General features: G+C 41.5%; 10 protein-coding genes. 5 read left to right on the top strand and 5 right to left on the bottom strand.

Annotated elements, in window-relative coordinates:
* The first annotated feature begins 235 nt into the window (after positions 1 to 235).
* The 3 genes from E0H79_RS02390 (at position 236) to E0H79_RS02380 (ending at position 3,651) form a co-directional block, all read left to right on the top strand.
* Entirely contained in the window at positions 236 to 1,879 is a 1,644-nt protein-coding gene (locus E0H79_RS02390; RefSeq protein WP_004972445.1) for a nitrite/sulfite reductase, read from the top strand.
* Positions 1,872 to 2,357: a DUF934 domain-containing protein gene (locus E0H79_RS02385; protein WP_004972443.1), complete on the top strand. Its 486-nt coding sequence runs from the start codon at positions 1,872 to 1,874 to the stop codon at positions 2,355 to 2,357. Before E0H79_RS02390 ends, E0H79_RS02385 begins: the two co-directional genes overlap by 8 nt.
* A 307-nt stretch (positions 2,358 to 2,664) precedes the next feature.
* Complete coding sequence (locus E0H79_RS02380; protein ID WP_131260734.1) at positions 2,665 to 3,651, top strand: diaminopimelate dehydrogenase; 987 nt, start codon at positions 2,665 to 2,667, stop codon at positions 3,649 to 3,651.
* 131 nt (positions 3,652 to 3,782) lie between these two features.
* Here E0H79_RS02380 and E0H79_RS02375 read toward each other — a convergent pair whose 3' ends face one another.
* Positions 3,783 to 4,958, bottom strand: a complete 1,176-nt coding sequence (locus tag E0H79_RS02375) for a thiolase family protein (RefSeq protein WP_131260733.1) — start codon at positions 4,956 to 4,958, stop codon at positions 3,783 to 3,785.
* A gap of 130 nt (positions 4,959 to 5,088) precedes the next feature.
* The gene (locus E0H79_RS02370) at positions 5,089 to 5,607 is read right to left on the bottom strand and encodes a GspH/FimT family pseudopilin (RefSeq protein ID WP_131260732.1); all 519 of its coding nucleotides are present in this window, start codon (positions 5,605 to 5,607) and stop codon (positions 5,089 to 5,091) included.
* Between the two features lie 375 nt (positions 5,608 to 5,982).
* On the opposite strand from E0H79_RS02370, the gene omp38 reads away from it, so the two are divergent.
* Positions 5,983 to 7,014, top strand: coding sequence for an outer membrane protein Omp38 (omp38, locus tag E0H79_RS02365; protein ID WP_131260731.1), 1,032 nt, complete (start codon positions 5,983 to 5,985; stop codon positions 7,012 to 7,014).
* A gap of 505 nt (positions 7,015 to 7,519) precedes the next feature.
* Here the strand turns inward: omp38 and E0H79_RS02360 are convergent.
* The 3 genes from E0H79_RS02360 to E0H79_RS02350 form a co-directional block, all read right to left on the bottom strand.
* Positions 7,520 to 8,983, bottom strand: a complete 1,464-nt coding sequence (locus E0H79_RS02360) for an amino acid permease (RefSeq protein WP_131260730.1) — start codon at positions 8,981 to 8,983, stop codon at positions 7,520 to 7,522.
* Positions 8,980 to 10,017 (bottom strand): methyltransferase, encoded by a 1,038-nt coding sequence (locus E0H79_RS02355; protein WP_131260729.1) that lies wholly within the window; start codon positions 10,015 to 10,017, stop codon positions 8,980 to 8,982. Before E0H79_RS02355 ends, E0H79_RS02360 begins: the two co-directional genes overlap by 4 nt.
* 65 nt (positions 10,018 to 10,082) lie before the next feature.
* On the bottom strand, positions 10,083 to 11,453 hold the full coding sequence (locus tag E0H79_RS02350) for a uracil-xanthine permease family protein (RefSeq protein WP_131260728.1): 1,371 nt from the start codon (positions 11,451 to 11,453) through the stop codon (positions 10,083 to 10,085).
* Positions 11,454 to 11,626: 173 nt separating this feature from the next.
* Between E0H79_RS02350 and typA the strand changes: the two genes are divergently transcribed.
* A complete protein-coding gene (gene typA, locus E0H79_RS02345; protein ID WP_131260727.1) occupies positions 11,627 to 13,462 on the top strand; it encodes a translational GTPase TypA in 1,836 nt (611 codons plus the stop codon).
* Positions 13,463 to 13,611: the final 149 nt, after the last annotated feature.

Genomic DNA, 13,611 nt, shown 5'->3' with positions numbered 1-13,611 from the left:
TCAGGTAATCAATAATAGATCGAATAGATGCTATAGCAGAAAAAGTGCTAAAGCATGCACTATTTTGTGATAGCTCTATAAAAAGCCTGTAAATTTTGGCAAAGGCTTACAGGCTGTGATGTTGCAATGGCTTATCAATAAAATCGCTAATAAATATGTAAAAAACACATTTTGTTGATAGATTGAATCTCGCTATGCTGTCAGCCGTGATAATAGAAATGACTAGCTGTACGCCATGTATTTATATACTGATTTCGATCAGCAACTGATTAATGAACGTGTTGCACAGTTCCGCGACCAAACGGAACGTTATTTAGCAGGCAAATTGACTGAGGATGAATATCGTCCATTGCGTCTGCAAAATGGTTTGTATGTACAACGCTATGCGCCAATGTTGCGTATTGCGGTGCCTTACGGTCTGATGAACTCTAAGCAATTGCGTAAAGTTGCGCAGCTTGCCAAAGACTATGACCGTGGCTATGCGCACGTATCAACACGTCAAAATATTCAGTTTAACTGGCCTGCACTGGAAAATGTGCCTGACATGCTGGCAGAGCTTGCAACCGTACAAATGCACGCAATTCAGACTTCGGGTAACTGTATTCGTAATACCACCACAGACCAGTATGCAGGTGTCGTGGCGGGCGAAATTGCTGACCCACGTCCAACCTGTGAATTAATTCGTCAGTGGTCGACTTTCCACCCTGAATTTGCCTTCTTGCCACGTAAATTCAAAATTGCGGTGTCTGCACTGGAAGAAATTGACCGTGCTGCGACTGCATTTCATGACATTGGCGTCTATATTGTTAAAAATGAAGCAGGCGAAATTGGCTATAAAATTAAAGTTGGTGGCGGCTTAGGTCGTACTCCAATTATCGGTAGCTTTATTCGTGAGTTCTTGCCACGTGAAGATTTGATTGCTTACTTAGAAGCTATTTTACGTGTTTATAACTTGCATGGTCGTCGCGACAATAAATATAAAGCACGTATCAAAATTTTGGTAAAAGCCTTAACTCCAGCAGTATTTGCAGAAAAAGTTGAAGCTGAATTTGCACATACGGTGAAAACCTTAAAAATTGATGCAGAAACTTTGCAAAAAATGGATGAAAACTTCACGCCATTTGCTTATCAAAACTATGCCGATGAAGATTTTAGCGAGCTGTTTGCGCAGTATCCAAAATTCAAGCAATGGTTCAACATCAACACCAATGCGCACAAAGTACAAGGCTATCGTATTGTCACCATTTCATTGAAACGTGCAGGTGTTGCACCGGGTGACATGACGACAGAAGAAATGAATCTGATTGCAGATTTAGCCGATCAATATACCTTTGGTGAGTTGCGTACCACGCATGAGCAAAATATTGCTTTGGTAGATGTGCCACAAAAAGACCTGTTTGCATTGTGGCAAGTGCTCGATGCCAATAACTTGGCGCGCGCGCATATTGGCTTTATTACCGATATTATTTGCTGTCCGGGTGGTGATTTCTGTTCACTTGCCAATGCCAAATCTATTCCAATTTCAGAAGCCATTTCACGCCGTTTTGATGATTTGGATACCATTTATAATCTTGGCAAACTGGATTTAAATATTTCAGGTTGTATGAACGCTTGTGGTCATCACCACGTTGGTAATATCGGGATTTTAGGTGTCGATAAAAAAGGCGCGGAATTCTACCAAATCACTTTGGGCGGGCATGCAGACCATGATGCGTCAATCGGTGATATTTTAGGGCCATCTTTTGCTGCTGAAGTGATTCCTGATGTGGTGGAAGAAATTTTAAATACCTACTTAGATTTGCGTAGTGAAGGTGAAGACTTCATCGACACTTATCGCCGTGTCGGCATTCAACCATTTAAGGAGCGCGCTTATGCTTAATACTGCACTACCTGTGCTCGCAAAAGATGGCACGATTGCAGACAATACTTATCAAGTGATTGCTGAAGATGCAGCATTACCGCAAGGTGATGTGGTGCTCAGCGTTGAACAGCTTGATCAGTTGGCACAAATTTCAGGTAAAAAAGCCCTATATTTAACGGTAGATGCTTCGCCTGAAAACCATGAATTTCCATTGGCAGAACTGGATGCAATTTTTATTGAATTTTCAGGTTTTAACGATGGCCGTGGTTATTCTTTTGCGGCATTGTTACGCCGTCAAGGCTTTCAGGGTGAACTTCGCGCAGTCGGTGATGTCTTTAAAGACGTCTTAAATTATATGAAACGTGCAGGTTTCGATACTTTCGTGATTAAAGAAGGTAAAGATGTGCAAGAAGCTGCAGCAGGTTTGGCGGACTTTACCCATCCTTATCAAGCTTCTACCGCAGTGCCAAAACCAAATTATCAAACAGGTGCGTAATATATTGATGATGGATTTCATCGAAATGTAGATAGATTTTATCGAAATATCGCGGTTCACACATTTACAAACAGCCTGCCATGTGCAGGCTTTTTGTTTGCCTTAAAATGATCAAACGGCTTGTTTTATCGCACTTCTTAATGATTTAATTTACCGCAAAGTGCTGTAGTATAAGCACGCTGATGTAGCATCGCAGTCTTATGTAGGCGTTATTTTTACATTATCAAAAATCAATCAAGACGATAATTTGATGTGATTATCCTCTGATTTATTTTTCAATTTTTTCATGATGAAGTGATTTGTCTTTATGCAAAATTCTATCCGTATTGGTATTGCTGGTTATGGCAACTTAGGTCGTGGTGTTGAAACGGCGATTCATAAAAACCCAGATTTACAATTGGTGGGTATTTTTACCCGTCGTGCGCCTGAAAGCGTTTCACCATGTTTTGCTGAAACAGCAGTGTTTCACATGGATTCATTGTCAGATTTTCAAGACAAAATTGATGTGCTGATTTTATGTGGTGGTTCAAAAGACGACTTGCCACAACAAGGTCCAGTACTGGCGAGCCAATTTAATATTGTCGATAGTTTCGATACGCATGCACGTATTCCTGAATATTATGCATCTGTAGATGCACCTGCGACAGCGAACAAGAAAACTGCACTCATCTCAATTGGTTGGGATCCAGGCATGTTCTCGATTAATCGTTTATTTGGTGAAGCTTTGTTACCTGATGGCGAAACCTATACTTTTTGGGGTAAAGGTTTAAGTCAGGGTCACTCAGACGCCATTCGTCGTGTTGATGGTGTAAAAGCAGGTGTGCAATATACCATTCCATCTAATGAAGCTATTGAGCAAGTGCGTAGCGGTGCGCGTCCTGTATTAAGCACCAAAGATAAACATACTCGTGAATGTTATGTCGTACTTGCAGAAGGTGCCGATGCTGCTGCGGTAGAGCAAGCGATTGTGACCATGCCAGATTATTTCGCTGACTACAACACAACCGTAAATTTTATTGATGAAGCGACTTTAGCCAAAGATCACCAACGCATGCCACATGGTGGTTTTGTCATTCGCAGTGGCAATACCAGCGATGAACAAAAACAAGTGCTTGAGTTCTCATTGAAGTTAGACAGCAATCCTGAGTTTACCGCGAGTATTTTGGTGGCTTACGCACGTGCTTGTTATCGTTTAAACCAAATGCAGCAATATGGTGCAAAAACTGCTTACGATGTTGCGCCAGGCTTATTGTCAATGAAATCGCCTGAACAGTTGCGTGCAGAATTGCTCTAAACTTTTTAAAGCTATAAGCAAAAAGACGAATCAATGATTCGTCTTTTTACTTTTTGAATAAAGAAGGGTTAGGGAATGACTTTATTCAATCTACCTCAATCCCTCTTTACGAAATAGGGGTTGCAAGGCACTTAAAGTAATTCAATCGCGACCGCAGTTGCTTCACCACCACCAATACAGAGAGCAGCAACGCCACGTTTGCCACCTGTGCGTTTAAGCGCATGAATTAAAGTCAGGATAATACGTGAACCTGTAGAACCCACAGGATGCCCAAGCGCACATGCACCACCGTTGATATTCACTTTTTCAGGATCAAGCTTGAACTCATCCATTGGGCACATGGTGACCATGGCAAAAGCTTCATTAATTTCCCATAAATCTACATCTGCAACTTGCCAACCCGCTTTATCCAATACTTTTTGAATCGCAGCAACAGGGGCGATGGTGAACTCAGATGGGTGTTGTGAATTGGTGGCATAAGCCACAATTTTTGCTAATGGTTGTAAACCTTTATTTGCTGCATTTTCTGCAGACGTTAGGACTAAGGCTGAAGCACCATCTGAAATTGAGCTGGCATTGGCTGCGGTAATCGTGCCATCTTTGGCAAAAGCTGGACGAAGGGTTGGGATTTTTTCAATATTGGCATTAAACGGTTGTTCGTCTTTATCGACAACCACGTCACCTTTACGTGTTGAAACATGTACAGGCACAATTTCATCGGCAAAATAGCCTTCATTTACGGCAGTTTGCGCGCGTTTGAGAGAGCGAATCGCAAAGTCATCCATTTGTTGGCGTGTGTAACCTTTGCTATTGGCCATATCTTGTGCGAATGAGCCCATTAAACGCCCTGTTTCTGCATCTTCTAAGCCATCTAAGAACATGTGATCTTTCACATCACCGTGTCCCATGCGGTAACCTGCACGTGCTTTGGTCAGAATATAAGGTGCATTACTCATCGACTCCATGCCACCTGCAACAATGATGGAAGCAGAACCTGCTTTAATTGCATCGGCAGCTTGCATGACAGCTTTCATACCAGAACCACACAGTTTATTGATGGTCACTGCACCTGTAGAATCTGGTAAGCCTGCTTGACGCATCGCCTGACGAGCAGGGCCTTGCTTTAAGCCTGCAGGCAGGACGCAGCCCATAATGACTTCATCGATTTCTGTTGCTTGTACCCCCGCACGTTGAATGGCCGCTTGGATACTCGCCGCACCTAATTCTGGTGCAGTCACATTGGCTAAACTGCCTTGAAAGCCACCCATTGCAGTGCGTGCACCATTTACAATAACGATATCCGTCATTTTATTCTCCCAGTTTTTTATATGTGCTTTTGTCTAGATTTAATTCCAAGCAGGAATAGATCACTTCAGCAGTATAGGCAAAAAAAGATGAGAATAAAGTGACAATATAAAGATCATTTAGACTGCTCAGTTAACATCCATTGATGTCTTCAGCTCGAGTTTGCCCCATTTTACTAAGCACCAGTCGTTTGCTCGCGACGTGAGTAGAGCAGTAAAAGAAACTACCATTCGAGCCGATCGGCAAACCTTGTTGTGCATTAAAAGTTACACTGGGTATGTTTAAAGTGCCACGCCAATCCAAGGTACCGTATTTAAGTGCAGTTTTTTCTGTATAAAGAATGTATTCATTGTTGTCTATCTGACGATTTTTATTTCGATCAATAAAAATCATAAAACCCGTATTCCAGTTTTGCTTACTGCATTGGCTAAAGTCATGTGTTGGACAGATCACAACATTACTATGATGGGTGAAGGCATGGGAGCGTGCTATTTTCAGGCTGGACTGTAATGAATACTGAATTCGCTTGAGTTCTTGTCGTGCCATCAGCTGATGAAAATAGGGCAGGGCAATCATGACTAAAATCGCACTAATTGCTAACGTGACGATCAATTCAAACAGCGTGAAGCCGTTTTTGCTTATATTTGACATAAGTCTATACCTGTTATTGTTATGTTTTTTTATGATTAATTTGAGTAATTTGTTGTTTTATAGCGCTTTATCTGCTGTATAATAAATATTAAACAACTTTCGAGAAAGCTGTTAAAATAAAGCGCAAGAAAGATAAGCTATTCACAATAAAAAATTGAGTAGAAAGTTACCGAATTACAACGGAAATTGTAAGTAATTTTGTCAATAATTTACTTGATTAAAATTATCAAGCACTTGGAAAAGTAATAAAGTGTTTGTATGATTCAAAGTGACTAGCTTAAAAATAATACTGGGGTATAAGAAAGCCTATCTCAGGGTAGTCGAAAATTTAGGCTTGAGCTTGAACAACAATTGTTATCTCTGGAGGATAAATCCATGAAAATGAGTCGTATTGCATTAGCAATGCTCGTAGCTGCTCCTTTAGCTGCTGCAAACGCGGGCGTAACTGTTACCCCATTAATGCTTGGTTACAACTTTGTTGATACTGAACACAACAACGACAAGCTAACAGATGGTCCAGAATTACAGGACGATTTATTTGTTGGTGCAGCACTTGGTGTTGAACTTACTCCTTGGTTAGGTTTCGAAGCTGAATATAGCCAAGTTAAAGGTGATGTAGATGGTGCTGGTGAAGGCGCTGAATATAAGAAGCAGCAATTAGCTGGTAACTTCTATGCAACTTCTGACTTAATTACCAAAAACTATGACAGCAAAGTGAAGCCATATGTTCTTCTAGGTGCGGGTCACTACAAATATAAAGCAACTGGTGGTGATGCTGATTGGGCTGGTGAAAACGAAGGTACTATCGGTAATGCTGGTGTGGGTGCATTCTGGCGCTTAAACGATGCTTTATCTCTTCGTACAGAAGCACGTTCAACATATAACTTCGATGAGAAATTCTGGGACTACACAGCTTTAGCTGGTCTTAATGTCGTTCTTGGCGGTCACTTGAAGCCAGCTGCTCCTGTAGTAGAAGTTGCTCCAGTTGAAACCGTTGCTCCAGTTCAACCTGCTCCACAAGAGTTGACTGAAGACTTGAACATGGAACTTCGTGTGTTCTTTGATACAAACAAATCAAACATCAAAGATCAGTACAAGCCAGAAATCGCTAAAGTTGCTGAGAAGTTAGTTGAATATCCAAACGCTACTGCTCGCATCGAAGGTCACACTGACAACACTGGTCCACGTGCATTGAACGAACGTTTATCTTTAGCTCGTGCGAACTCTGTTAAATCTTCACTTGTAAATGAATACAATGTAGATCCAGCTCGTTTGTCTACTCAAGGTTTCGCTTGGGATCAACCGATTGCTGACAACAACACTAAAGAAGGTCGTGCTATGAACCGTCGTGTATTCGCGACGATCACTGGCAGCCGTACAGTGACTGTTGAACAACAAGCTCAATAATTTGAGTTAAGTTGAAAAAAACGACTCTTCGGAGTCGTTTTTTTATGCTTATTTTTTATGGAATGTATGGATCAGAGAGTGTCTGAAATGATCCACATTCAATGCGCTTTAAAAAATACTGTAAAAGTATGGTCTCGCAGAGTAATGGGTAAATAGAGTAGGGGCTGATAGTACTTAATATTTTGGTTTGTTGAATCCTAAACTAAGTCAAATTTTTATGGCGAGTTTATTGACAATTCATTTAAAAAATTCCTAAGCGTCGTCCCAGATTAAACTTTTCAGACAAGATACATAGACCTGATGTATATCAGTCAATCAAGTAGTTGATTAGCGATTATGAAAATCAACATTGAGCAGTTTGTGGCGTGATCTCTCGCCTTATTATCAATAACGAAAGTGCTTTAAATAAAATTTACGTAAATTTACACCATAAAAAACAGCCAAATGTTGGCTGTTTTTTTGAATCTTAGCTTCTTAAATGAAGTGCAATAGAAGAAGAACTTTTTTAGTCATGATCAGGGTGTAGTGGTTTCACATCCATATCCTGATATGCAATCAGTTTGGTTTTGTGTTTCCATTTATAGCCTAACCAAATGACCAAGAACAAAAGAATACCAATATAAGTCGATAAAACAGCGACCCATTCACCTTCAAGCACTGCTTGGTAGTTTTGCCCTAACACGACAATTGCACACAAAATAAAGGCAAACCATGGCGCAAAAGGAAAGAATTTGGCGCGGTAATCTAAATCTTCAAGTTTGTAGCCTTGTGCCAAATAGCCTTTACGGAAGCGATAATGCGATACAGCAATTCCGAGCCAAACGATAAAGCCACACATGCCTGACATATTCAGAAGCCAGTTAAATACTTGTTTTTCACCAATAAATGTTGTTAAAAAACATAGTGCAGCGATTGCTGTTGTGGCATACAGTGCATTCATTGGGACGCCACGAGCATCTAAGCGGGCAAAAGCTTTTGGTGCACTGCCTTTACGTGCCATATCAAATAGCATACGGGTCGATGAATACATGCCCGAGTTCCCTGCAGAAAGAATCGCAGTTAAAATCACCGCATTCATGACACTTGCAGCAAAGGCAAAGCCTGCTTGCTCATATAATAAAGTAAACGGAGAGAGCGCAATGTTATCGGTGGCGGCTGCTTGAAGTAAACGTGGGTCATCATAGGCGATTAACGTGCCAATAATGAAAATACACACGATATAAAACAACAAAATACGCCAGAAGATTTGTTTGATTGCAATAGGAATGGTTTTCTTAGGATTTTTAGATTCACCCGCTGCAACGCCAACCATTTCAGTACCTTGAAATGAGAATCCTGCAATCATCGCCACACCAATTAAGGCAGATAGTCCACCTACAAATGGCGCTTCGCCTTTGCTCCAATTGGCAAATGTAGCAACATCAGGGTTGAGCATGATTTTGACAATCATAAAAATACCGATAATGATGAATGCCACAATCGCAAGGACTTTGACCAGTGAGAAGAAAAACTCTGATTCACCAAATCCTTTTACGGTTAATGCGTTAATTGCGAAAACTACCGCTAAAAACAAGGCACTCCAGTAAAAGCCAGGAATATCAGGAAACCAAAATTTCATGATGAATTGTACCGCAACCAATTCAAATGCTACGGTAATGGCCCAGTTGTACCAGTAGTTCCAACCCAGTGCAAAACCAAAACCACCTTCGACATATTTACTGCCATAGGTAAAGAACGCGCCTGAAGTTGGATTATGCGTTGCGAGTTCGCCTAGACTGGTCATCAAAAAATAAATCATGACACCAATTAAGGCATACGCAAGCAAGGCGCCACCAGGACCTGCATTGGCAATGGTCGCACCTGAAGCAAGAAATAAACCTGTACCAATTGAGCCACCAATGGCGATCATGTTTAAATGACGCGCACCGAGCTTACGCTGCAGTTTTCTACTGTTGTGTGAGTCGCTCATCCTACTTCCTTTGTATTTTTCTGCGTGCTGGCAAACAGCACTTTAAAGCCTTGTTGATCTGCCTTGATTGTGCATTGACCGAAACTTTGTTCAATTAAGAGTGGATAATTCAAAAAGCGATTGGCCACAATCCAAAGTTCACCACCCGATTTCAGATGACGACGTGAAGTTTTACACAGGTTTTCACTGGCATCGTAATGTGTTTGAATGCCTTGGTGGAACGGGGGATTACTCACGATGGCATGCAAAAATAGCGGTGCATCTTCAACGCCTGTCACGGCTTTAATTTCAAGTTGTTGTGGATTGAGCTGATTTTTTTCAAACGTCATTAGCGTTGACGCTAAAGCAAAGGCATCGACATCTAAAGCAAAAATACGATTTTCAGGGTTAAGTTTGGCTAAGTAAGCACTGATCACACCCGCGCCACAGCCAAAATCTGCAATTTTTCCAGCAGTAACCTGATTCAAGTAAGGCAGTAATACAGCCGTGCCAACATCCAAGTGTTTTTGGCTAAATACACCCGGCAAGGCACAAATCTGTAAATCGCCTTTAGGTGTAGCAACTGTATAGTTTTTCGCCCAATCTGCTAAGGTTTTAGTTTGAACCTTGCAGTCTAAAATCAGCTGCCATAGTTGGCAGTGGCGGGCGCTATCTAGTTTGAGTGTTTTGCCATAAGGTTGTAATTGCTTTGCAGCCCGTTCAATTCCTGCTTTCTTTTCACCGACTAAAAATACGCTGCTGCCTTGTGGGAGTTGTGCGGCAATGGTGTGAATCAGGTAATTGAGCAGTTCCTTAGATTTCGGTACAAAAATAACAGCCTGATCAAATTCACCGACAGGCAATTCTGCACCAAAATGCACTTGCGCCTGTTGATTTTGAAAGTATTGATAGTCGTTAAAATTCCATGTCCAAACAGAAGCTTGGATTGAGTCACCCAATTCTGCGAGGAGTTGATCGGTCGGGGCATTGATCAGTAGAACGCGACCAGACAAATAGTCGTATTGTCTGAGTAAAACTTCGCTTTGGGGGTTCATGGTTCTCTCTCCAATAGAAAAACACTGTCCAAGTTCAGCTCAGACAGTGTTTTTTGGACATGCAATTACTTTTTAGTTTCAGGAAGCACAATATTTAAAATGAGTGCTGCAATACCGCCTGTTGCAACGCCTGAACTGAAAATATTACGGAATAATTCAGGTAAGTGTTCCAGAATTTGTGGCACTTGTGCAACACCTAAGCCTAAGCCTAATGAAATTGCAATAATCAGTAAGGCACGACGATCTAAAGCGACACCTGAAAGAATATTGATTCCCGAAGCGGCAACGGCACCAAACATCACCATCACAGCACCACCTAGTACGGCTTGAGGCACAGCCTGAATCACACCTGCAACTGCAGGAAGTAAACCTAAAATGATGAGTAGGGCAGCAATCCAAATGCCGACATAACGGCTAGCAACACCTGTAAGTTGAATCACGCCATTATTTTGGGCAAATACCGAACTTGGAAAGGTGTTGAAAATCCCTGCCAAGAATGAGTTAGCGCCATTTACCAATACACCGCCTTTAATGCGTTGTATCCATTGTGGGCCATCGACAGGTTGATTGGAGAGTTTAGAGGTCGCGGTAATATCACCAATGGCTTCTAATGACGTCACCAAATAAATAAATGCCAATGGAATGAATAAGCTCCAAGAGAAATCCAGTCCAAAATGCATCGGAGTCGGCACTTGTACCAGAGGGGCATCTTTCAGACCTGAAAAGTCGAGATGACCCATCATGCCTGCCATTGCATAACCAATCACCAAGGCAATTAAAATGGCAGAGCTTTTAATCCACGTGATATTGATGCGGTTCAAAATAATAATAATTGCCAAGACGGTACACGACATAATCAGGTTGTCGGTATTGGCAAAGGTATTATTGCTCATGGCTTGGTAGCCACCGCCCATACTGATTAAACCTTCTTTAATTAAGGTCAAACCAATGAGAAGTACCACAATACCAGTGACCAATGGGGTAATCAGCTTTTTGACCCACGGTAAAATTTGCGATACGCCCATTTCAATAAACGAACCTGCAATGACCACGCCAAAAATTGCCGCCATGACCGATTCAACAGGTGTGCCTGCGGCAACCATAGCAGAGCCAATACCAATGATTGGGCCAATAAAGTTAAAACTGGTGCCTTGCACAATGAGCAAACCTGCACCAAAAGGGCCAACTTTTTTACATTGTAAAAAGGTCGCGATGCCTGAAATGACCAAAGACATCGACAAAATCATGTTGGTATCTTCTTTTGAAACACCCAAAGCCAAGCAAATCAGCAAGCCAGGTGTAACAATCGGTACAATAATCGCCAATAAATGCTGGAATGCGGCTAAAAAAGCGATAAGTGGTTTTGGACGGTCATTCAGACCATAGACCAGATCAAGTTGGTCTTTTGGGGAGGGAGATTGGTTAAAATCAGACATAAGTCGTAAAGATATTGCAAAAGTGGCGCTATTCTAATCGAGTTACACAGCTTTACAAAATCAAAAGCGTGTTACTCATCAAAAAAAATTGTGTGTGTCAATAAAGTGTCACTATAAAACTTTAGTATTTTTCTGTATAATTTGCCCTCAAATTTATAGCGTATTGAATTTACATGTCAGATATTAAAACTCTCCGCAACATCGCAATTATTGCGCACGTTGACCACGGTAAAACAACTCTTGTGGATAAACTTTTACAACAATCGGGTGCACTCGGTGAACGAGCGGGCGAGATTGAGCGTGTCATGGATTCAGGCGCTATTGAAAGTGAACGTGGTATTACCATTCTTGCAAAAAACACAGCAATCAAATGGTTAGATAAACGTACTGATACTGAATACCGTATCAATATTGTCGACACCCCAGGACACGCCGACTTCGGTGGTGAAGTTGAACGTGTAATGTCGATGGTTGACTGCGTATTACTTCTTGTAGACTCTCAAGAAGGCCCAATGCCACAAACTCGCTTTGTAACGCAAAAAGCCTTTGCACGTGGTTTGAAGCCAATCGTGATCATCAACAAGGTAGATAAGCCAAACGCACGTCCAGACTGGGTAATTGATCAAGTATTTGACTTGTTTGATAACTTGGGTGCAACTGATGACCAATTAGACTTCCCAATCGTATATGCATCAGGCTTACGTGGTGTTGCTGGTCCTGCACCAGACGAATTAGCGGAAGATATGACACCGTTATTTGAAACAATTGTTGATATTGTTGAGCCACCAGCAGTTGATGTTGATGGTCCATTCCAAATGCAAGTCTCTTCACTTGACTATAACAGCTTCGTAGGTGTTATTGGTGTTGGTCGTATTCAACGTGGTTCAGTGAAATTAAATACACCTGTAACCGTGATTGACCAAGAAGGTAAAACACGTAACGGTCGTATCTTAAAAATCATGGGTTACCATGGTTTAGAGCGTGTTGATGTTGAATCTGCTTCTGCAGGCGACATCGTATGTGTAACAGGTATGGACGAACTGCATATTTCTGACACGATTTGTGATCCGAAAAATGTAGAAGCTTTACCACCGCTTTCTGTAGACGAACCAACAGTATCGATGACATTCCAAGTGAATAACTCACCGTTTGCAGGTAAAGAAGGTAAATTCGTGACTTCACGTAACATTCGTGAACGTCTAGACCGCGAATTAATTCACAACGTTGCACTTCGTGTAGAAGATACTGACAGTCCTGACCGTTTCAAAGTATCAGGCCGTGGTGAACTTCACCTTTCAGTATTGATTGAAAACATGCGTCGTGAAGGCTTCGAGATGGGTGTATCTCGTCCACAAGTGATCTTGAAAGAGATCGATGGCGAAATGCAAGAACCATACGAAAACGTGACTTTTGACGTAGAAGAACAGCACCAAGGCGCTGTGATGGAACAAATGGGTAACCGTAAAGGTGAGATGACCAATATGGAAGTAGACGGTAAAGGCCGTATCCGTATTGAAGCAACTGTACCTTCACGTGGCTTAATTGGTTTCCGTTCTGAATTCATGACCATGACTTCAGGTACAGGTATCATGACTTCAAGCTTCTCGCACTATGGCCCAATGAAAGCAGGTCAAGTAGCGAAACGTCAAAATGGTGTGTTGATTTCTATGGTTCAAGGTACTTGCTTGGGCTATGCATTGTTCAGCTTACAAGATCGTGGTCGTTTATTCGCTAAACCTCAGTTAGAAGTTTACGAAGGTATGATTGTAGGGATTAACTCTCGTTCAGACGACATGGTGGTTAACCCAACTAAAGCGAAGCAGTTAACTAACGTACGTGCTTCTGGTACTGATGATGCGTTGACACTAGTGCCTGCAATTGAATTCACGCTTGAGCAAGCACTTGAATTTATTGAAGACGACGAGCTAGTTGAAGTAACACCAAAATCAATTCGTATTCGTAAGCGTTGGTTGACTGAAAACGAACGTAAACGTAACCGCGATAAATAATAGAATATCGTGATCTAAAAACCGCTAAATTCGTTTAGCGGTTTTTTTATGACCAAATGTTTAAACACAAATTCGATATTGACCAAACTTTAAAATTACACAATGCTATAACTACACGTGCAATTTGTAACATAATATAATGTATACTG

The organism is Acinetobacter sp. ANC 5045, assembly GCF_004331005.1.
GTDB lineage: Bacteria > Pseudomonadota > Gammaproteobacteria > Pseudomonadales > Moraxellaceae > Acinetobacter > Acinetobacter towneri.
Note: the sequence above shows the minus strand (reverse complement) of the source record. Positions and strands in the feature narration are given on the sequence as shown.

What these genes read in the sequence shown, in the direction of transcription:
- typA (WP_131260727.1), top strand. Translation starts at nt 11,627, where the DNA reads ATGTCAGATATTAAAACTCTCCGCAACATCGCAATTATTGCGCACGTT.
- omp38 (WP_131260731.1), top strand. Translation starts at nt 5,983, where the DNA reads ATGAAAATGAGTCGTATTGCATTAGCAATGCTCGTAGCTGCTCCTTTA.
- E0H79_RS02370 (WP_131260732.1), bottom strand. Translation starts at nt 5,607, where the DNA reads ATGTCAAATATAAGCAAAAACGGCTTCACGCTGTTTGAATTGATCGTC.
- E0H79_RS02390 (WP_004972445.1), top strand. Translation starts at nt 236, where the DNA reads ATGTATTTATATACTGATTTCGATCAGCAACTGATTAATGAACGTGTT.
- E0H79_RS02380 (WP_131260734.1), top strand. Translation starts at nt 2,665, where the DNA reads ATGCAAAATTCTATCCGTATTGGTATTGCTGGTTATGGCAACTTAGGT.
- E0H79_RS02355 (WP_131260729.1), bottom strand. Translation starts at nt 10,017, where the DNA reads ATGAACCCCCAAAGCGAAGTTTTACTCAGACAATACGACTATTTGTCT.
- E0H79_RS02350 (WP_131260728.1), bottom strand. Translation starts at nt 11,453, where the DNA reads ATGTCTGATTTTAACCAATCTCCCTCCCCAAAAGACCAACTTGATCTG.
- E0H79_RS02385 (WP_004972443.1), top strand. Translation starts at nt 1,872, where the DNA reads ATGCTTAATACTGCACTACCTGTGCTCGCAAAAGATGGCACGATTGCA.
- E0H79_RS02375 (WP_131260733.1), bottom strand. Translation starts at nt 4,958, where the DNA reads ATGACGGATATCGTTATTGTAAATGGTGCACGCACTGCAATGGGTGGC.
- E0H79_RS02360 (WP_131260730.1), bottom strand. Translation starts at nt 8,983, where the DNA reads ATGAGCGACTCACACAACAGTAGAAAACTGCAGCGTAAGCTCGGTGCG.